Below are 20,103 nucleotides of genomic sequence, written 5' to 3' on the forward strand. Positions count from 1 at the left end.
CGAACATGAAAGACTGGCTGGACGAGATCAAGTGGGACAATGACGGCCTGGTGCCGGCCATTGCCCAGGACTACAAGACCGGGCGCGTATTGATGATGGCCTGGATGAACCGCGAGGCCTTGAGCCTCACCGCCACTGAGCAGCGCGCCATTTACTGGTCACGTTCGCGTGGCAAACTGTGGCGCAAGGGCGAAGAGTCCGGGCACGTGCAGGCCCTGCACGAGATGCGCATCGACTGTGACGCCGACGTGGTGATCCTGAAGGTCGAGCAGATCGGTGATATCGCCTGCCATACCGGCCGTCACAGCTGCTTCTATCGCGTGTTCGAGAACGGCGAGTGGAAGGTTGTGGAACCGGTGCTCAAAGACCCGCACGCCATTTACTCCGCAGGACACTGAACATGAGCGATACCCTCAACCGTGTGGCCCAGGTGCTGGAAGACCGCAAAGGCGCGGATGCCGACAGCTCCTATGTCGCCAGCCTCTACCACAAGGGCTTGAACAAGATTCTGGAAAAACTTGGCGAAGAGTCCATCGAGACGATTATTGCCGCCAAAGATGCGCAAATCAGCGGTGATTACAGCGATGTAATCTACGAGACCGCAGACTTGTGGTTCCATAGCCTGGTCATGCTCGCCCAACTGGGGCAGCACCCACAGGCCGTGTTGGATGAACTGGACCGTCGCTTCGGCCTGTCCGGGCACGCCGAAAAGGCCTCGCGCCCGTCCGCCTGAATAACTTTTACAGAGGAATTGCAGCATGGGCATTTTTGACTGGAAACACTGGATCGTCATTCTGGTGGTCGTGGTACTGGTGTTCGGCACCAAGAAACTCAAGAACCTGGGCACTGACGTGGGCGAGTCGATCAAGGGCTTTCGTAAAGCCATGAACGACGATGAAAAGCCGGCCGACCCGATGGCCAACCCAGTGCCGCCGGCGCAGCCCGTTCACCCGCAGGCCACCCAGCCGATCACCGAGCGTCGTACCTTCGACGTGCAGGCTGAGAAAGTCCAAGAGCCGACCCGCAAAGACTCGTGAGCACTGACTAATGTTTGGTATCAGCTTCTCTGAACTGCTGCTCGTCGGCCTCGTGGCCTTGCTGGTACTGGGGCCGGAACGCCTGCCCGGTGCCGCACGCACGGCCGGCCTGTGGATCGGGCGCCTGAAACGCAGTTTCAACGCCATCAAACAGGAAGTTGAACGGGAAATCGGCGCCGACGAGATCCGCCGCCAGCTGCACAACGAACATATCCTGTCGTTGGAGCAAGAGGCGCGCAAGATTCTGTCGCCTGTTCAGGAGCCCGCCAAACCGGCCGAACCTGTGCCCGAAAACAGCATTGCTCCGGTCGCCGCAGTACCGCAAACCGCGCCCGCCCCGACTGAGCCAGCGCCGACGCCCGTGGCGTCGCCCGCTCCCAATGACCCTACATTGCCGCCGCGAGCCCCATGAGCGCTGATAAACCGGAAAACGACCAGCATATGCCGCTGGTCTCGCACCTCACCGAGCTGCGGACCCGCCTGCTGCGTTGCGTAGCGGCCATTTTCATCATCTTTGCCGGGCTGTTCGCCTTTACCCAGCAGATCTACACCTTCGTCTCCACGCCCTTGCGCCAGTACCTGCCGGCCGGCGCGACAATGATCGCCACCGACGTGTCGTCGCCGTTTTTGACGCCGTTGAAGCTGACCATGATGGTCTCGCTGTTCCTGGCGATCCCGGTGATCCTGCACCAGATCTGGGGCTTTATCGCGCCGGGCCTGTACAAGCATGAGAAGCGCATTGCGGTACCGTTGCTGGTGTCGAGCATCCTGCTGTTCTACACCGGCATGGCCTTCGCGTATTTCCTGGTGTTCCCGCTGATCTTCAAGTTCTTCGCCGCCGCCACCCCGGCCGGCGTGGAAATGATGACCGACATCACCAGCTACCTCGACTTCGTGATGACGCTGTTCTTCGCCTTTGGCGTGGCCTTCGAAATTCCGGTGGCCGTGGTGTTGCTGGTGTGGATCGGCGTGGTCGACGTCAAATACCTGAAAAAAGTACGCCCGTACGTGATCATCGGCTGCTTCGTGGTGGGCATGATCCTTACGCCGCCGGACATTTTCTCGCAGACCTTGCTGGCCGTGCCGATGTGGATGCTGTTCGAGATCGGCATCCTGTTCAGCAGCTTGATCACCAAGCGCGGCGAACACCCGGATGACCAACCCGCCGACGACGACCAGCCGCCAGCGACGCAACCGTGAACCTGCTGTTGCTTGAGGAGGCCGACTTTATCGCGGCCGACCGGGTGATCCTGCGTGATCGGCGCCTGGTGCATATGCAGGAAGTCCACCGCGCGGTGGTGGGCGACAACCTGCGGGTCGGCCGTATTGGCGGGCTGATGGGCAATGCGCAACTGCTGCGCCTGGAAACCGGTGAAGCCGAGCTGCAAGTGAGCTTCGACCAGCCACCACCGACCAAACTGCCGCTGACCCTGCTGCTGGCCCTGCCGCGCCCGAAGATGCTGCGCCGGGTGCTGCAAACCGTGGCGGCGATGGGCGTGCCGAAGGTGGTACTGGTCAACAGTTACCGAGTGGAAAAGAGCTTCTGGCAAACCCCGTTCCTGGAGCCTGAGGCGGTTCGCGAGCAGTTGATCCTCGGCCTGGAACAGGCGCGCGATACCGTGCTGCCCGAGATCATTATCGAAAAACGCTTCAAGCCGTTCGTCGAAGACCGCCTGCCGGCCATGACCGCTGGGACTCTGGGCCTGATCGGCCATCCCGGCGATTACCCGGCGTGCCCACGCGGGCTGGATGAGCCGGTGACCCTGGCCATTGGCCCCGAAGGCGGCTGGATTCCCTATGAAGTGGAGCTGTTGGCCAAGGCCGGCTTGCAACCGGTGCAACTGGGTACACGCATCCTGCGCGTAGAAACCGCCGTGACCGCCCTGCTCGCTCGGTTGTTCTGACACGACCTACAGACCCCGATCATTCCCATGCTCCGCGTGGGAATGCCGCCAGGGACGCTCTGCGTCCGCTCTTGGAAGCGGAGCGTCCCGGGATGCATTCCCACGCAGAGCGTGGGAACGATCAACACCTACAGAATTTTCCTGCGCTGCCGATAGCCTCTGAATAAGTCCAAGCCTTGTTCCAAAGGAGATCGCAGTATGTATCGTTGGTTAGCCGAAAAACTGGGGAATGTGAGCGTCAATCGCAAGCTGAGCATAGGCTTTGGCTTGGTGTTGATCCTGACGCTGGTGACCACCTTCACCGGTTGGACCGGCTTGGGCGACGTGACCAGTCGTGGCGACAAGCTGGGCTTTATCTCCAGCCTCAACGGCCTGACCAAAGACCTGCGCCTGGCGCGCCTGGACTTTGAAATGCGCCGGGGCGAACAAGGCACCGACGCCGTCAACAGCCTGCTGAAGCAACTGGACGATGGCCTCAAAACCGCCGAAACGCTGATCGAGCAACCCGACGACAAAGCCCTGGTCGAGCAACAGCAGCAAGCCCTGGGCCAATACAAAAAAGCCTTTGGCACTATGGTCCTGGCCGGCCTCAAGCGCGAGGGCGCACGCAGCAAGCTCGGTGACACTGCCGACAACGCCGTGGCCAAGATCAACGAAATCGAAGCGGCCCTGCTGCAAGGCGACAGCGTCACGCAGTTCAACAGCGTGGTCGACCTGAGCAAGCTGATCCAGCAGTCGCGCTTCCAGGTGCGCGGTTATACCTACAGCGGCAAGACCGAAGCCGAGCAACCAGCCCTGGATGCCATCGACAATGCCCTGAAGAAAATCACCGACCTGCAAGGCAAGCTGCCTGAGCAATACCAGGCCAACCTGCAAGAGGCCGGCGTGTCCCTGCAAGCCTACCGCGCCGCCGTCAGCCAGTACCGCGACTCCCAGGTGGCCAGCGCCGCCGCGCTGAAAATCATGACCGCCCAGGGCGATATCCTGCTGGGGCACAGCGAAAAACTCACCACCTCCCAGACCGCCGTGCGCGATGCCGATGCCGCCCACGCTAAACAGCTGTTGCTGCTGGCCACCGTGCTGGCGCTGATCTTCGGCATTTTCGCCGCCTGGGCCATCACCCGCCAGATCGTGATCCCGCTCAACCAGACCCTCCAAGTCGCCGAGCGCGTGGCCTCGGGCGATCTGAGCCATAACCTCAACTCCGCCCGCCAGGACGAGTTGGGCCAGTTGCAACGCGCCATGCAAAGCATGACCGTCGGCCTGCGCGAGTTGATCGGCGGTATCAGCGACGGCGTCACCCAGATTGCCAGCGCTGCCGAACAACTGTCGGCCGTGACCGAACAGACCAGCGCCGGGGTTAACAGCCAAAAGGTCGAAACCGACCAAGTGGCCACCGCCATGAACGAAATGGCCGCCACCGTGCAGGAAGTGGCGCGCAACGCCGAAGAAGCCTCCGAAGCTGCCGTGGCGGCGGACCAACAAGCCCGTGAAGGCGACAAGGTGGTGGGTGAAGCCATCGCGCAGATTGAGCGCCTGGCGACCGAGGTCGGTCATTCCACGGTGGCCATGGGCGACCTCAAGCGCGAAAGCGACAAGATCGGCAGCGTGCTCGATGTGATCAAGTCGGTGGCACAACAAACCAACCTGCTGGCGCTGAACGCGGCGATTGAAGCAGCGCGGGCCGGTGAGGCCGGTCGCGGCTTTGCGGTGGTGGCCGATGAGGTGCGCAGCCTGGCCCAGCGCACGCAGAAGTCCACCGAGGAGATCGAAGAACTGATCGTCGGCCTGCAAAACGGCACCCAGCAGGTGGCGGCCATCATGGACAACAGCCGTGGCCTCACCGACAGCAGCGTCGAACTGACCCGCCGCGCCGGCAACGCGCTGAGCAATATCACGCGTACGGTCTCGACTATCCAGGCGATGAACTCGCAGATTGCCACTGCTGCCGAGCAACAGAGCGCTGTGGCCGAGGAGATCAACCGCAGCGTGTTGAATGTGCGCGACGTGTCTGAACAGACCTCCTCGGCCAGCGAGGAAACTGCCGCCTCGAGTGCCGAACTGGCACGCCTGGGGATCTACTTGCAGTCTTTGGTCGGGCGTTTCCGCATCTGACCCGCACCTACGCGGCGGCCGGATCAAGGCCGCCGCAACTTATGAAATTTCCTACGTAGTTATCAGCCCGCCACGACCTCGAATCGATTTAGCGTTTCAGCTGTTGCGAAATGCTTCCCCAGATTTGGAGGTTCACCATGTTTCCTCGGCTGACCCGTTTGCTGGTCAACGCCAGCATCCGTCTCAAACTCGCACTGGGTTTCGGCCAAGTGTTGATCTTAAGCATCCTGATCGCCGCGACCGGCTGGCAGGCCTTGAAAGACGTGCTTTATCGCTCAAACAGCCTGACGACCCTTGGGCAACTGGCCCTTGACGCCGAGGCCATGCGCGCCGACAGGATTGTGTACCGCACCCTGACAGACGCCAGCAGCCTGGCCAAAATGCACGCGCAGACCGAAAAGATCGACCAGCGACTGGCCGACCTTTCAAGCCGCCTCAACGACCCGGCCGACGTGCAGCGACTGCAGGAAGCGACACGTTTGGTGGCGAGCTTCAAGACAGCGCTGGCGGACTTGCCCGCATTGATCGAGCAACGCGAGCGCATCCGCCCGGACCTCAAGAAAACCGCGCTGCAGGCCAGCGACAGCCTCGCCCAGTTCGCCAGCGATTTGCCCAACCAGGAAGACGAAAAAGCCTTGGACGCCATCGAAAACCTGCGTCAGGCCATGGAGCAGGCCGAAGATCGCGCTCAGAGCCCGGCCTGGGCCGCGGAGTCGCTGCAAGCCTATGCCGAGGCACTTATTCAGGCACTCGACGCCCTGAATGTGGCACAAGCGGCGGTAACCGCACTGCCCGTCGACGCGGCGCTGCTTAAAGCCGACCTGGCCAACTATCGCGAACAATTGACCAAGCTCAAGGAAGCACAGCTCAACACCGAGACCCTGCAAAACCGCTTTGAACAGCAGCTCAATGATTTGCGTGAGCAAAGCCATCAACTGAGCGTGGATCAGAACACCAAGCGTGACAGCGAAGCCGAGCAGACCCACACACGGCTGCTGAGCGTTACCGTGGCGGCCTTGCTGCTCGGTGCACTCGCCGCCTGGTGGATCGCTCGGCAAGTTGTCGTGCCTCTGCGCGCAATCCTTACGGCCGCCCACCGTATTGCTGACGGCGACCTGAGCCGGGACATTGAAGAGGACCGTCGCGACGAGCTGGGCCAGTTGCAGCAGAGCATCGGGCAAATGACCCGCAACTTGCGCAACCTGATCAGCGGTATCGGCGACAGCACCCGGCAGATCGCCAGTGCCGCAACGCAGTTATCCGCCGTCACCGAACAGACTCGCGCCGGAGTCAACGACCAGAAGGAGGAAACCGATCAGGTGGCCACCGCAATGAATGAAATGCTCGCCACTGCCCAGGAGGTCGCCCGGCACGCCGAGCAGGCGTCCGTGGCGGCCAATGAAGCGGACCAGGAGGCTGGCGCCGGCGAAAAAGTGGTGACCCAGGCGATGGAGCAAATCGGCCACTTGGCCCATGAGATGGCGCGCTCGAGCCAGGCGATGATTGCGCTGCAACACGAAAGCCAGAAAATCGGCAGCGTGCTCGACGTGATCAAGTCAGTGTCCCAGCAAACCAACTTGCTGGCCCTGAACGCAGCCATTGAAGCGGCGCGCGCGGGCAGTGCCGGCCAGGGTTTTGCGGTAGTCGCCGACGAAGTGCGCAGCCTGGCCCAGCGCACCCAGGAATCTGCCGAAGAAATCGAAGGCTTGATCCTCGGCCTGAATACCGGCACCCAGCAGGTCGCAGACATCATGGACAGCAGCCGTAGCCTGACCGACAACAGCGTCGGCCTGACCCGCGATGCGGGCGATGCCCTGGCCGCGATTGCGCGCACCGTGTCGATCATCCAGGAAATGAACCCGCAGATTGCCGCTGCTGCCGAGCAGCAAAGCGCAGTGGCGGAAGAGATCAATCGCAGTGTGTTGAAGGTGCGGGATGTCACCGAACAAACCGCTGCGGCCAGTGAGGAAACAGCCGCGGCGAGCGCTCAGTTGACCCGGTTGAGCCTGGATTTGCAGACGTTGGTGGGTAAATTCAGGCTTTGAGGCGTCACTAACGTCGGGACGCGGAGCGTCCTAGGAGGCTTTCCCACGCGGAGCGTGGGAACGATCATTAGAGGACCTGGCGCAGGAAGGCTTGGGCGCGCGGGTCTTTCGGTGCATCGAAGAACTCGGCCGGGGCCGCATCTTCGAGCAATTTGCCGTGGTCGAAGAACAGCACGCGGTCTGCCACTTCACGGGCAAAGCCCATCTCGTGAGTGACGCAGACCATCGTCATGCCTTCCAGGGCCAGGGTCTTCATCACGTCCAGCACTTCGCCGACCATTTCCGGGTCCAGCGCCGAGGTGGGCTCATCAAACAGCATCACCTTGGGCTCCATGGCCAACGCGCGGGCAATGGCTACCCGCTGTTGCTGGCCACCGGACAGGCGCGACGGGAACTCGTTGGCCTTCTGCGCAATACCGACCTTTTCCAGCAGCGCCAAGGCCTTGGCTTCACGCTCTTGCTTGCCACGCTTGCGCACGACTTTTTGCGCCAGGCACAGGTTTTCCAGCACCGTCATGTGCGGGAACAAATTGAAGTGCTGGAACACCATGCCGACTTCACGGCGGTAGGCATTCACGTCGGTTTTCGGGTCGGCCAGTTGCAGGCCGTCGATGCTCACCGAGCCCGAGTCGAATTCTTCCAGGCCGTTAAGGCAGCGCAGGAACGTGGACTTGCCCGAACCTGACGGGCCAATCACCACCAGCACTTCGCCCTTGGCGACTTGGGTGGTCACGTGGTCCACGGCGCGCACTACCTGGCCACGGGTGTCGAAGACTTTTACCAGATCGCGGACTTCAATCACTTTGCGCGAGCCTCCGCTCAAGCCGGCTGGCCATTTTCGACAGCGGCAGGTTGATCAGCAGGTACAGGCCTGCCACACAGAACAGGATTTCAAAGGGCGAGAACGAGGTGGTGATCACTTCGCGGCCGCTTTTAAGCAGTTCGGTAATCGCGATCACCGAGACCAGCGAGGTGTCTTTCACCAGGCTGATAAATTGCCCGGCCAATGGCGGCAGCACGCGCTTGAACGCTTGCGGCAACACCACGTGGCGCATCGACTGGCTGGCGCTCAACCCCAGGGAGCGGGCGGCTTCGTTCTGGCCACGGGTGATGGACTGCACACCGGCGCGCACGATTTCCGCCACGTAAGCGCCGGTGAACAGCGACAGCGCGGCAATCCCGGCAAATTCGCGGGACAGGTTGAGCACCGTGCCGATGAAGAAGTAGAAGATAAAGATTTGCACCAATAGCGGCGTACCGCGCACCAGTTCGACGTAGATCGTCGACAGATCGCGCAAGGTCGGGTTGCTCGACAGACGGCATAAGCCGGTTGCCAGACCCATCGCCAAACCCAGGATTCCGGAGACCACCGACAACCATAAGGTCGTCCACAAACCCCACATCAACGGGCCCAGCGCCCAATGCCGGGTGACGCCGATAACATCGCCTTCGGCCACGTCGTCGCCACGTGACACTTGCAGGCTGTTGTCGGCCACGGTCAGCTTTTGCTCGGTGCCTGCGTCGTTGCGCAAGGTGACTTCGGCGACGTCGCCTTTGCGCACCAGCTCAATGACGGTGGAGATGTCGGCGGCGCGCTGGGACGTTTCGGCCTGATAGGCGAAGTACTGCGGCACGCGGTTCCAGCGCCACTCGTAGGACATCAACGAGGTGGCGTAGTACAACGCGCCGGCCAGGCCGACCAGCACGACCACGGTCAGCAGGTGCCAGGGCCATTGGGCTTTTTTCTGTTTCATTTCACTTTCCGAAGATGTATCGCCTGGCATGAGATCGTTCCCACGCTCTGCGTGGGAATGCCTCACTGGGCGCTCTGCGTCCGCTTTGTGACGCGCAGCGTCACGGGCTGCATTCCCACGCAGAGCGTGGGAACGATCGACTCGGTGTCAGCGCTTATTCCATGTCCTTGAGCCACTCGGAGCTCTTGAACCACTTGTCATGGATGCGATCGTAGGTGCCGTCGTTGCGGATCTGGTGCAGGAAGTTGTTGATGTAGTTGAGGCTGTCGAAATCGCCCTTTTTCAGGCCGAACGCCAGTGGCTCGAAGGTGAAGGGTTCTTCCAGGAACACCAGCTTGCCATTACCGACTTTCTTCTCGGCAACCACGTTGTACGGCGCGTCATACACAAAGGCATCGGCCTTGCCGTTGACCACGTCCAGCACGCCTTCCTGTTCGTTGTCATAGCCGTGGTACTTGGCTTTGGAGATCAGCTTCCTGGCAACCATCTCGCCGGTGGTGCCGAGCTTGGAGGTCAGGCGGTATTTCTCGTCGTTCAAATCTTTGTAGGATTTGATGGTGCCTTCCAGGTCTTTACGAATCAGCAGGGTCTGGCCGACCACAATGAAGGGTTCGCTGAAGTTCAGGCGCAGATTGCGCTCCTGGGTCAGGGTCATGCCGCTGCCGATCATGTCGAACTTGCCGGTCAGGAAGGCCGGGATAATGCCGTCGTAGCCGGTGGATACCAGTTCCAGCTTGACGCCCATGGACTTGGCCATGGCCTTGAGGATGTCGACTTCAAAACCGATGATTTCACCGCGCTTGTCGGTCATTTCGAACGGCATGTAGGTCGGGTCCATGCCGACTTTCAGCGTGCCGCGCTTGACCGCATCGTCGATGGCGCCCGCATGCGCCGCAGTGGCCGCGACCAGCGCAGTGACGCCGAGCATCAGCATCGAAAGATACTTTTTCATCATCAAGTCCCCTGAAAGATTCTTATAACGCCGGCGCGCAAAAGGGCTGCACCAATTCGGGGTGCGATCCTAACCCACTCGTTGCCCGTCACAAAGGTTTCACGGGTAAATGTTATCGGCGTATGTCGGAAAAGCCCCACAACGGTGCAGCACAGCCCAGGCACTAGACACATCAGCACAACAGCGCCGCAATTGATTGATGTGTAAGCAGTTATGACGTTCAGTCGATCTCCGCCATCCAGTCGGTTTCCTTGAACCACTTGTCGTGCAGCCGATCGTAGGTGCCATCCTGGGCAATTTGATTGAGGAAGTGGTTGATCCAATTGAGGCTGTCGTAGTCGCCTTTTTTGAGCCCAAACGCCAAGGGCTCAAAGGTAAACGGCTGCTCAAGGGCAAAGAGCCGATGGTTTTCCGGCCTGGTCATCGCGATCAGGTTGTAGGGCGCGTCATGGACAAAGGCGTCGGCCTTGCCCTCCACCACCTGGCGCACACCCTCTTCGGGCGTTGCGAAGCTGCTCAGGTGCGCGGCGCCCAGAAACCGCTGCGCAGCCGCTTCACCGGTGGTGCCTTCAGTCGCAGCGATGCGGTAACCCGCCTCGTCGAGGTCTTCGATGCTGGCAATCTTGCCGGCAAGGCTGGGGTTCAGCAGTACGGTCTGGCCGACCACGATAAAGGAGTCGCTGAAATTCAGCTTGAGGTTGCGCTCCTGCGTCACCGTCATGCCGCTGCCGATCAGGTCGAACTTCTTCGCCATCAGCCCCGGCAGCAACTCGGTATAAGGCACGGCGACCAGTTCAAGCTCGACGCCCAAGGCGCGGCTCATCGCCTGCAGCAAGTCGACCTCAAAACCAACGATACGGCCCTGCTTGTCCTTCATTTCAAAGGGCACATAGGTGGGCGTGGTGCCGACTTTAAGCACACCGCGTCGAACCGCCTCATCGAGGGCACCAGCACTCAACCAGCCTGCGTAAATCAATGCGATGACGCCGCTCAGCACCGCCGAACAATACCTTTTGATCATGAAACCCCCTGCGACCTAGTCAATTTGGGGGCGATGCTACCCCAGCGACAGGCACGGCAATACGCTTCGAACAAAGGTCTTTTGTTTCGAAATAACAAGGGGTTAGCGGTATTAGGAGGATATTCTGAACGCTGTAGGAACAGCGCATCTAACGCCCCCGAGGTGAGCCCTCGGGGGCGTCGGAATCAGGCCGGTTGGGCCTGGGACGACAGCGGTTGCAGCGGCAGCAATGGCGCGTGCGGATCAGCCTTCACCGATGCACGCCAGGCACCGAGCCACTCGGCATGACCTTCACTCCACACCTGCTGATGCAGGCGAGCCAAGGCTACCGGGTCACTCAGCAATGCCAGGCGCTCGCCGTTGTTGAGGCCGGCGGGGCCGACTTTCATCGCGTGGCGCACACGTTCCTGACGCAAGTGTTCGATCGGCTCCGCCTCACGGTGACGCGAGGTCGCCAGGGCGCAGGCCAGGGCGTTTTGCTGCGGGTCGACCACCGAACGCACAAACCCGTCATTGAGGGCGTGCCAACGGTTTTCGTGGGTGTATTGCTCGGTCGACAGCAAGGCTTGCGGCGGGTTGTATTCCTCTGGGATCAGGAACAGGCTCTCGTCGCGAGACTTGAGGCCCAGCTTGACCCGGCTGGAGATCACCGACACCGGAATCGACAGCATCAGCGAGCCGACGATCGGAATCAGCCACCACAGGAAGCTTGGGTTCAACCACACCACCAACAACGCCCACAGGAAGCCCAGCAGGGTTTGCGGGCCGTGACGCTTGACCGCCTCGCTCCATGGCGTGGAATCGTCGTCACGCTGCGGCGAGTTCCAGGTCGCCGCCCAGCCCAGGAACGCGGCGAGCACGAAACGGGTGTGGAAGATCATGCGCACCGGCGCCAGCAGCATGGAGAACAGCATCTCCAGCAGCATCGACAAGGTCACCTTGAACTTGCCACCGAACTCTTTCGCGCCCTTGGCCCAGATCAGGATAATGCTGAGCAATTTAGGCAGGAACAGCAGCACGATGGTGGTGGAAAACAGCGCCACCGCCTTGTCCGGGTGCCATTGGGGCCACAGCGGGTACAACTGGCGTGGTGCCATGAAGTACTGCGGCTCCATCAAGGTGTTCACTGCCAGCAATGCCGTCGACAGCACCAGGAAGAAGAACCACAACGGCGCCGACAGGTAGGACATCACGCCGGTCAGGAACACCGCACGGTGCACCGGGTGCATGCCTTTGACCAGGAACAGGCGGAAGTTCATCAGGTTACCGTGGCACCAGCGACGGTCACGCTTGAGCTCATCCAGCAGGTTCGGCGGCAGTTCTTCGTAGCTGCCCGGCAGGTCGTAAGCAATCCACACGCCCCAGCCGGCACGGCGCATCAGCGCCGCTTCAACGAAGTCGTGGGAGAGGATCGCACCGGCAAACGCACCTTTACCCGGCAACGGCGCCAGGGCGCAGTGCTCGATAAACGGCTTCATACGAATGATGGCGTTGTGACCCCAGTAGTGGGATTCACCCAGCTGCCAGAAGTGCAGACCAGCGGTAAACAGCGGGCCGTAGACGCGGGTGGCGAACTGCTGCATGCGCGCATACAGAGTGTCCATGCCCGACGCACGCGGCGCGGTCTGGATAATCCCGGCATCCGGCGTGGCTTCCATCAAGCGCACCAGGCTGGTCAGGCATTCGCCGCTCATCACGCTGTCGGCGTCGAGCACCACCATGTACTTGTATTCACCGCCCCAACGACGGCAGAAGTCGTCGAGGTTGCCGCTCTTGCGCTTTACGCGACGGCGACGGCGGCGATAGAAGATCTTGCCGAAACCACCGGCTTCGCGGCACACATCAAGCCAGGCTTGCTGTTCGGCGATGCAGATATCGGCTTCGTTACTGTCGCTGAGCACGAAGAAATCGAAACGGTCCAGGTCGCCCGTGGCGGCCACCGATTCGAACGTAGCGCGCAGGCCGGCAAATACCCGCGGCACGTCTTCGTTGCAGATCGGCATCACCAGCGCGGTGCGGGCGTCCTTCGGAATCGGCTCGTCACCGGCACTTTTACCGGAGATCCGGTATTTATCGTGGCCAGTCAGCAACTCCAGGAAGCCCATCAGCGCGGTCCAGAAGCCGGCCGAAACCCAGCAGAACAGAATCCCGAACATGATCAGAATGCTGGTTTGCAAGGCGTAAGGCAGTACCTGGGTAGCGGTTTGCAGCAGGGTCTGGTTGCGGATTTCGTCGAAGTCGACCAGCGACCAGCCCTGGTACGGCATGATGCCTTTCATGTACCAGCCGGCAACGATGGTCTGGCCGAGCATCAGCACCAGCAGGATATAGCGACGGATCGAACCCACGGTACGCCAGCGTGCTGCCGGCAATACGCGCTCATCCTTCGGCGGCGCCGGAGGGTTGGTGCGACCGGTCATCCGGCGCCAACCACGCACCAGGATATTGGTACGCCATGGCTCCGGCACCACTTTGGTCCGACGGATCGGCGGCGTGGCCTTCAGGCAAACCCGGCCGTTGGCGTCAAGCGCCAGCATCTCGGCGTCTTGCAGCTCTTCGGCGGTATTGAGCGTCAACCGGCGGCCGACCGAGGCTTGGGCAGCCTCGGTGGGTGCGTCGAACGTCTTCGAAGACAGACGTTCGTGCAGCTCGCTGAAGGAAGTGCAGCCCGCCAGTTCGGCGCGCTGCTCTGCGGTCATCGGGAGGTGCGCCAGGTACTCGGACAGGGTCTCTGGCGTGGCTTGAGAATTACTCATCGGCAGGCAACTGATAGCTCCAGGTTTCGGTCAGGACGTGTTCGGTCTTTTCCGGCTCCGGATTGGCGGGGGCAGCCTCTGGCTGCTTGGCGTCCTTGTCTTTCGCTTCCTTGGCGTCTTTCCTGGCCTGTTTTTCGTGTTGCTTGGCCAGCAGTTTGTCGGCCTTGAGCACCTGGGTCGAGACCTTCTCAGGCTCAGCTTTCACGATGTCTTCGACCAGCGCGGCACGCATTTCGGTGGGCTTGCCTGCGTCCTTGATCTTCATGCGCAGGGTCAGGCGCCAGCCTTTGGTGTGCTCGTTGTAGCGCACGCTGTTTTCAACGATTTCGGCGTTGTCACCCACGCTCACCTGGCTGCGCACTGGCGCATCCGGCGGCAGGTTCTTCAGGGACGGGCCCTCGAAGTCCACCAGGTAGGCCACGCTGCCGTCAGGCTGGCGAATCAGGTTGGATTGCTTCACGTCACCGGTGGAACGCAAGGTCTGCTTGACCCAGGCGCTGTCGGCCGGGTGCAGGTCTTTCTCGTCCATGGTCCAGTGCAGGCGATAGCTGACATCCAGCGGCTCGCCGACTTTCGGCAGCTCGGCCGGGCTCCAGAACGCAACGATGTTGTCGTTGGTTTCGTCGGCGGTCGGAATCTCTACCAGGTCGACAGAACCCTTGCCCCAATCGCCTTCAGGCTCGATCCAGGCGCTTGGGCGCTTGTCGTAGTTGTCGTCCAGGTCTTCGTAGTGGCTGAAGTCGCGGCCACGTTGCAGCAGGCCGAAACCACGCGGGTTCTCGACGGCGAAGTTGCTGACCGACAGGTGTTTAGGGTTGTTCAGTGGGCGCCAGATCCACTCGCCATTGCCGGCATGGATCGACAGGCCGCTGGAATCGTGCAGCTCACGGCGGTAGTTAAGCACCTTGGAAGGCTGGTTCGCGCCGAACAGGTACATGCTGGTAAGCGGGGCGATGCCCAGCTTGCTGACCTTGTCACGCAGGAACATCTGGGATTTGACGTCGACAATGGTGTCGGTGCCAGGACGCAGGGTCAGGCGATAGGCGCCGGTGGCACGCGGTGAGTCCAGCAGGGCGAAGATCACCAGCTGTTTCTCGCCCGGTTTAGGGCGCTCGATCCAGAACTCGGTGAAACGCGGGAACTCTTCACCGGACGGCAATGCCGTGTCAATCGCCATGCCACGGGCCGACAGGCCATAGGACTGGCCCTTGCCGACGACGCGGAAGTAGCTGGCGCCGAGCATGGTCATGATTTCGTCTTGCTTGTCGGCCTTGTTGATCGGGTACAGCACACGGAAGCCGGCGTAACCCAGCTGTTCGGTGGCTTTAGGATCAAATTTCACGTCGCCGAAATCGAAACGACTTGGGTCGTACTTGATTTCCTGGACGCTGTCGGCGGTCACTTCGTTGATTTTCACCGGCGTGTCGAAGTGCATGCCCTGGTGATAGAAGGACAGCTTGAACGGCGTGTTCTGATCGGCCCACTCAGCTTTTTCGTTGCGGAAACGAATCTTCTGGTAGTCGGCGAATTTCATTTCGCGAAATTCGTTAGGCAGATTGCTGCGCGGAGCTTCGTATTTCTGCCCAGCCAGCTCTTTTGCCTTGGCCGACACATCATCCAGACTGAATGCCCACAGTTGACCCGCGCCGAACAGGCAAAACAGGGCAGAGCCCGTTACCAGTGCGTTTCGTAACCGCTTAGCAGACAATTTTGGTGCATTACAGGGACTAACAATCACGAGCAACCCTCGCCGAAAACAGATCAAAAAACCAACGGCCAGCTATCTATATGCCAGGTTGGCGAGCATTGTTCCGACTCCCCTGGGGCAAAATGATTCCCCAATGGTTTGTCGGACAAGTCTCTACCTAAGTCAAAAATGGACCAATTTACGCTGATCCCCATAGCGCGCGATTATCTAGTAGCCCGCGATACAACGCATCAGGGACAACGAAGTATTTGTAGTGAAACCCTGCGTTTTTAGGCATTAAAGTCGTTTTTAATACATTCATGTCTGTAAGAGGAATGTCACAGGGCCATCATTGACCAAGTGCACCTGCATATCAGCGCCAAAACGCCCTGACGCCACCTTGCCATGCAATTGTTGCGCTTGTAACAACAAGTGCTCAAAAAGCGCCGCTCCCAGCGCCGGCGGGGCCGCAGTGGAGAAGCTGGGCCGCAACCCGCTTTTGGTATCCGCCGCCAGGGTGAACTGCGACACCAGCAGCAAACCGCCGCCGATATCCTTCAACGACAGGTTCATCTTGCCCTCGTCGTCGCTGAACACCCGATAGTTAAGCAGCTTGTGCAGCAGTTTGTCGGCGCTCTCGGGCGTATCTGAAGGTTCGACGGCCACCAGCACCAGCAAACCCTGGTCAATAGAGCCTACGACTTCGCCCTCAACCTCAACCCGGGCGCCACGCACCCGTTGTAACAGGCCCTTCATGCTTCTTCTGGCGGCAGATCAAGCAGGCGCCGTGCCATCTCGCCGGTCGCGCGCACCAATGCATCGGTGATGCCGGGCTCGGACGCGGCATGCCCGGCCTCGCGAATCACCTGCAATTCACTGTTGGGCCAGGCCTGATGCAGCTCCCAGGCGTTATCCAGCGGGCAGATCATATCGTAGCGGCCATGGATGATGACGCCAGGCAGATGGGCGATCTTGTGCATATCGCGAATCAGCTGGTTGGGCTCCAGGAAGGAGTTGTTAGTAAAGTAGTGGCACTCGATACGCGCAATCGACAGGGCGCGCTGCGGCTCGGAAAAACGCTCGACATGCTGCGGGCTCGGGCACAGACCGAGCATGCGCCCTTCCCAGCCGGACCAGGCTTTGGCGGCGTGCATCTGGGCGATCTGGTCGTTGCCGGTGAGGCGCTTGTGGTAGGCGGCAACCATGTCGTGGCGCTCGTCCGCCGGGATCGGGGCAAGGTAGTCCTGCCAGTAATCCGGGAACATGCGGCTGGCGCCCTCCTGGTAGAACCAGTGAATATCCTGCGGGCGGGCCAGGAAAATCCCGCGCAGGATCAGGCCATGCACGCGCTCGGGGTGGGTTTGTGCGTAGGACAGCGACAGGGTCGAGCCCCAGGAGCCGCCAAACAGCACCCATTTGTCGATGCCCAGGTGCTCGCGGATGCGCTCAAGGTCGGCGACCAGATCCCAGGTGGTGTTGTTCTCCAAACTCGCGCGGGGTGTGGAACGCCCGCAGCCACGCTGGTCGAAGGTCACGATGCGGTACAGGTTCGGGTCAAAATAGCAGCGGCTCTGGGCATCGCAACCGGAGCCGGGGCCACCGTGGATGAAGACGACAGGCAAGCCTTCGGGGGAGCCACTCTCATCGACGTACAGCGTGTGGGTGTCATCGACGGCCAGATCGTGCCGGGCGTAGGGTTTGATCTGCGGGTACCAAGTCTGCATTGCGCGCTCCATAGGGTGTCGGGTTCATCCCTGAGGGGACGTCTATTATTCTTGCCGTCTGGCATCATAAACCCGAATTGTGCAATGAGCATGCCCTTGAATACTTAGACCTGTGTCAGCCCTTCGCGCCTGAGGTAATGCAGCAGATAGTTATAAAGCTGATCCACCTCCGGGGCTTGGCCGCGTGCGCGCAGGCAACCATGGACCAGCCCTTTGCCGGAATACAGCACGGCGGGCACACCGGCCTGTTGCAGCCGTTCGGCATAGAGCATGCCGTCATCGCGCAACGGGTCGAACTGGGCCACGGCGATCAACGCCTTGGGTAAGCCGCCGAAATGCTCGGCCAACAAAGGCATGGCATAGGCCGATGGCGTGCCCGCAGCGTCCAGGTACATTGCCAGGTAGCAGTCGGTGTCGGCGCTGCTGAGCAGGGGCGCGTCCCTGCAGTCACGGCGCGAGGGCAAATCGGCCGGGCCGCCCAGGCCGGGGTAAATCAGCACCTGAGCCACGGGCAGCGGCTGGCCATCGTCGCGCAGCCCCAGGCACAGCGCCGCCGCCAGATTGCCGCCCGCGCTGTCGCCCATCACCACCAGGCGTTGCAGGTTGATGGCGTGCGGCCCCTGACCGGCCTGGAGTGCCTGCCATACGGCGCGACAGTCTTGGTAGGCCGCCGGGAACGGATGCTCAGGTGCCAGGCGATAGTCGATGGCGATCACCAGCACTTGCAGCGTGTTGGCCAGTTCGAAGCAGATGAAGTCGTGGGAGTTCAGCCCGCCCACCGCCCAGCCGCCGCCGTGCATATAGAGAAGACAGGGCCAGCCCTCCGTCGGCGCTGAGGCCCTGGGTCGGTAACTACGCACGCCTACGCCGCCCAGGGAAAAGTCCGACAGTTGCAGCCCTTCAGGCTGCGGTGGCGTGAAGGCCTGGCACATACGGTCGTAGTTGTGGCGCAAGCCTGCCAGCGACGAGTCGTCACTGGTGAAGGATTCGGTTTTGGTGATGAAGGCGGCTAGCTGCGGAGAAGTCGGATACATGCGCAATATCCCTGACAATCGAGATCTAAAGGTGGGAGCTGGCTTGCCTGCTCCCACAGTTGCTCTGTGTTGTTTGATCTACCGTGCCTGGCTTAAGGTTTGAGGCTGGCCTGCACCGCCGCCACACCGTCGCTGCCATCAAACGCCGTAACCCCGGCCAACCAGCGCTGCAGATCCTCAGGGTGGTCACGCAACCACTGCCTGGCCACATCCTGCGGCGACTGGCGCTCCATGATCGGCACCATCAACTGGCTTTCCTGGGCGGCGGTGAAGGTCAGGTTCTGCAACAGACGGTTGGCGTTGGGGCAGCGCTCGCCGAAGTCCGGCGCGGTGACGGTGGAAACCGTGGCGCGGCCTTCGTCCGGGCCGAACACATCTTCACTGCCTGTGAGGTAAGCCATTTTCATGTTGATGTTCATCGGGTGCGGGGTCCAGCCGACGAACACCACGAACTCCTTACGGTTCACCGCTCGCTGCACCGCGGCGAGCATGCCGGCTTCACCGGAAGCGACCAGCTTGAAGCCACCGAGGCCGAAGTGGTTGGTGTCGATCATCTTCTGGATATCGGTATTGGCACCGCTGCCCGGCTCGATGCCGTAGATCTTGCCGCCGAGTTTGTCCTTGAAGCGGGCGATGTCGGCAAACGTCTTCAGCCCGGTATCGGCCACGTATTGCGGCACGGCCAGGGTGGCTTGGGCGTCGGCCAGGCTCGGCGTGTCGAACACCTTGACCTGCCTGGCGGCCAGGAATGGCGCGATGTTGTTGTCCATCGCCGGTTTCCAGTAGCCGAGGAAGATATCCAGGCGCTTGTCGCGGATGCCGGCAAAGATGATCTGCTGCACGGCGCTGGTCTGTTTGCTGTCGTAGCCCAGGCCGGTAAGCAGCACGTCGGCCATGCCGGAGGTGGCGATCACGTCGGTCCAGCTGACCACGCCCATGCGGATGGCTTTACATGAGGCGGGGTCGGCGGCCATGGCGTTGGCGCTGATCAAAGCGGCAGCGGTGAGGGTCAACAACAGTCTTTTCATGGATGAGGTCTCACTCGGCAGCTTTTATTGTGGGGAGTGGCGTCTGGCGCGCCGTACCCACAACCTTACTTAGCGGGACCTCTGCTGACACGAACTGTGGCGACCGGCAGTTGCACTGGAGCGACTGTGAGGGCCCCTTCGCGAGCAAGCCCGCTCCCACATTGGGACCGCATTCTCCTGCTGAAACTCGGTCAAATGTGGGAGCGGGCTTGCTCGCGAAAGCTATTTCAGCAGCACCGAAAATTATCGGTAACGCCTCTGCCCCCAGGCCAACAACCCTTCCAGCAACTGCTTCAATACCACCCGCGTCGGCTCAGCCAGATCCGCGCGATACCGGAACGGCTCAACCTCTTCCATATACGTGCTCTGGCACAGCTCCAACTGCACCGCATGAATATCCTGCGTCGGGTCGCCGTAGTGGCGAGTGATATGCCCGCCCTTGAAGCGCCCGTTCAGCACATGGGTGAATTGCGGATGCTCAGCGCAGATGCCTTCCAGCTGGCTGGCCAGCTCGGGGTCACACGCCGCGCCGTTGAAGGTGCCGAGGTTGAAGTCCGGCAGCTTGCCGTCGAACAGGTGCGGGATTACCGAACGGATCGAGTGCGCGTCAAACAGCAAGGCGTAGCCGAACTCGGCCTTGAGCCGCGCCAGCTCTTCTTGCAGCGTGCGGTGGTACGGGCCCCAGATCTTTTGCAGGTAGGCTACGCGTTCTTCTTCGGACGGCACCTGCCCTTCACGGAACAACGGCACGCCATCGAACAGGGTCGCCGGGTACAGCCCGGTGGTGGCGCCGGCGTAGAGCGGTTTGTCGTCGGACGGCCGGTTCAGGTCGATCACAAACCGCGAGTACTCGGCCGACAAGGTACTGGCGCCCAGTGCTTCGGCAAAGTCATACAACGTCGGGATATGCCAGTCGGTGTCCGGCAAGCTTTGTGCCTCGGGGATCAGCCCGGCTTCGACCGCAGGCGTCAGGCGCAAACCCGCGTGGGGCATGCTGATCAGCAGCGGCACGCGGCCTTGTTTGAAGTTCAGAACCTTATCCACAA

18 protein-coding genes and 1 pseudogene are annotated in these 20,103 nt (G+C 61.1%); 8 read left to right on the forward strand and 11 right to left on the reverse strand.

The window, feature by feature from the left end; genetic code table 11:
* The first annotated feature begins 5 nt into the window (after positions 1-5).
* The 8 genes from hisI (at position 6) to BFP92_RS19935 (ending at position 7,101) form a co-directional block, all read left to right on the forward strand.
* On the forward strand, positions 6-398 hold the full coding sequence (gene hisI, locus BFP92_RS19900; protein WP_065930771.1) for a phosphoribosyl-AMP cyclohydrolase: 393 nt from the start codon (positions 6-8) through the stop codon (positions 396-398).
* A 2-nt stretch (positions 399-400) separates the two neighbouring features.
* Positions 401-733 (forward strand): phosphoribosyl-ATP diphosphatase, encoded by a 333-nt coding sequence (locus BFP92_RS19905; RefSeq protein WP_017138590.1) that lies wholly within the window; start codon positions 401-403, stop codon positions 731-733.
* Between the two features lie 25 nt (positions 734-758).
* Complete coding sequence (locus BFP92_RS19910) at positions 759-1,037, forward strand: twin-arginine translocase TatA/TatE family subunit (RefSeq protein ID WP_056860633.1); 279 nt, start codon at positions 759-761, stop codon at positions 1,035-1,037.
* A 10-nt stretch (positions 1,038-1,047) separates the two neighbouring features.
* Positions 1,048-1,449 (forward strand): Sec-independent protein translocase protein TatB, encoded by a 402-nt coding sequence (gene tatB, locus BFP92_RS19915; protein ID WP_065930772.1) that lies wholly within the window; start codon positions 1,048-1,050, stop codon positions 1,447-1,449.
* Positions 1,446-2,237 (forward strand): twin-arginine translocase subunit TatC, encoded by a 792-nt coding sequence (gene tatC / locus BFP92_RS19920; protein WP_065930773.1) that lies wholly within the window; start codon positions 1,446-1,448, stop codon positions 2,235-2,237. Before tatB ends, tatC begins: the two co-directional genes overlap by 4 nt.
* The gene (locus BFP92_RS19925) at positions 2,234-2,941 is read left to right on the forward strand and encodes a 16S rRNA (uracil(1498)-N(3))-methyltransferase (RefSeq protein WP_065930774.1); all 708 of its coding nucleotides are present in this window, start codon (positions 2,234-2,236) and stop codon (positions 2,939-2,941) included. The genes tatC and BFP92_RS19925 overlap by 4 nt, the downstream gene beginning before the upstream one ends.
* A gap of 198 nt (positions 2,942-3,139) precedes the next feature.
* Positions 3,140-5,056: a HAMP domain-containing methyl-accepting chemotaxis protein gene (locus BFP92_RS19930; protein ID WP_065930775.1), complete on the forward strand. Its 1,917-nt coding sequence runs from the start codon at positions 3,140-3,142 to the stop codon at positions 5,054-5,056.
* A 137-nt stretch (positions 5,057-5,193) separates the two neighbouring features.
* Positions 5,194-7,101, forward strand: a complete 1,908-nt coding sequence (locus BFP92_RS19935; protein ID WP_065930776.1) for a methyl-accepting chemotaxis protein — start codon at positions 5,194-5,196, stop codon at positions 7,099-7,101.
* A 67-nt stretch (positions 7,102-7,168) separates the two neighbouring features.
* On the opposite strand, the gene BFP92_RS19940 is transcribed toward BFP92_RS19935, so the two are convergent.
* The 11 genes and pseudogenes from BFP92_RS19940 to hutG all read right to left on the reverse strand — a co-directional run bounded on the left by BFP92_RS19940 (position 7,169) and on the right by hutG (position 20,101).
* Positions 7,169-7,903: an amino acid ABC transporter ATP-binding protein gene (locus tag BFP92_RS19940; RefSeq protein WP_017138597.1), complete on the reverse strand. Its 735-nt coding sequence runs from the start codon at positions 7,901-7,903 to the stop codon at positions 7,169-7,171.
* Positions 7,896-8,855, reverse strand: coding sequence for an amino acid ABC transporter permease (locus tag BFP92_RS19945; RefSeq protein WP_065930777.1), 960 nt, complete (start codon positions 8,853-8,855; stop codon positions 7,896-7,898). Before BFP92_RS19945 ends, BFP92_RS19940 begins: the two co-directional genes overlap by 8 nt.
* 154 nt (positions 8,856-9,009) lie before the next feature.
* A complete protein-coding gene (locus tag BFP92_RS19950; protein ID WP_065930922.1) occupies positions 9,010-9,807 on the reverse strand; it encodes a transporter substrate-binding domain-containing protein in 798 nt (265 codons plus the stop codon).
* A gap of 220 nt (positions 9,808-10,027) precedes the next feature.
* Entirely contained in the window at positions 10,028-10,828 is an 801-nt protein-coding gene (locus tag BFP92_RS19955; protein WP_065930778.1) for a transporter substrate-binding domain-containing protein, read from the reverse strand.
* Positions 10,829-10,939: 111 nt separating this feature from the next.
* Positions 10,940-13,584 (reverse strand): annotated as a pseudogene (gene mdoH, locus BFP92_RS19960) (glucans biosynthesis glucosyltransferase MdoH).
* Positions 13,577-15,322, reverse strand: coding sequence for a glucan biosynthesis protein G (locus tag BFP92_RS19965; protein ID WP_065930923.1), 1,746 nt, complete (start codon positions 15,320-15,322; stop codon positions 13,577-13,579). Before BFP92_RS19965 ends, mdoH begins: the two are co-directional and overlap by 8 nt.
* A gap of 267 nt (positions 15,323-15,589) precedes the next feature.
* The gene (gene dtd, locus BFP92_RS19970; RefSeq protein WP_065930779.1) at positions 15,590-16,027 is read right to left on the reverse strand and encodes a D-aminoacyl-tRNA deacylase; all 438 of its coding nucleotides are present in this window, start codon (positions 16,025-16,027) and stop codon (positions 15,590-15,592) included.
* On the reverse strand, positions 16,024-16,995 hold the full coding sequence (gene pip / locus BFP92_RS19975) for a prolyl aminopeptidase (protein ID WP_056860643.1): 972 nt from the start codon (positions 16,993-16,995) through the stop codon (positions 16,024-16,026). The genes dtd and pip overlap by 4 nt, the downstream gene beginning before the upstream one ends.
* 104 nt (positions 16,996-17,099) lie before the next feature.
* On the reverse strand, positions 17,100-18,029 hold the full coding sequence (locus BFP92_RS19980; RefSeq protein WP_065930780.1) for an alpha/beta hydrolase: 930 nt from the start codon (positions 18,027-18,029) through the stop codon (positions 17,100-17,102).
* Positions 18,030-18,121: 92 nt separating this feature from the next.
* Positions 18,122-19,057, reverse strand: coding sequence for a choline ABC transporter substrate-binding protein (locus BFP92_RS19985; protein WP_065930781.1), 936 nt, complete (start codon positions 19,055-19,057; stop codon positions 18,122-18,124).
* Positions 19,058-19,300: 243 nt separating this feature from the next.
* The gene (gene hutG / locus BFP92_RS19990) at positions 19,301-20,101 is read right to left on the reverse strand and encodes an N-formylglutamate deformylase (RefSeq protein WP_065930782.1); all 801 of its coding nucleotides are present in this window, start codon (positions 20,099-20,101) and stop codon (positions 19,301-19,303) included.
* Positions 20,102-20,103: the final 2 nt, after the last annotated feature.

The sequence above is a fragment of the Pseudomonas sp. 58 R 3 genome, from assembly GCF_900006605.1.
Classification (GTDB): domain Bacteria; phylum Pseudomonadota; class Gammaproteobacteria; order Pseudomonadales; family Pseudomonadaceae; genus Aquipseudomonas; species Aquipseudomonas salomonii.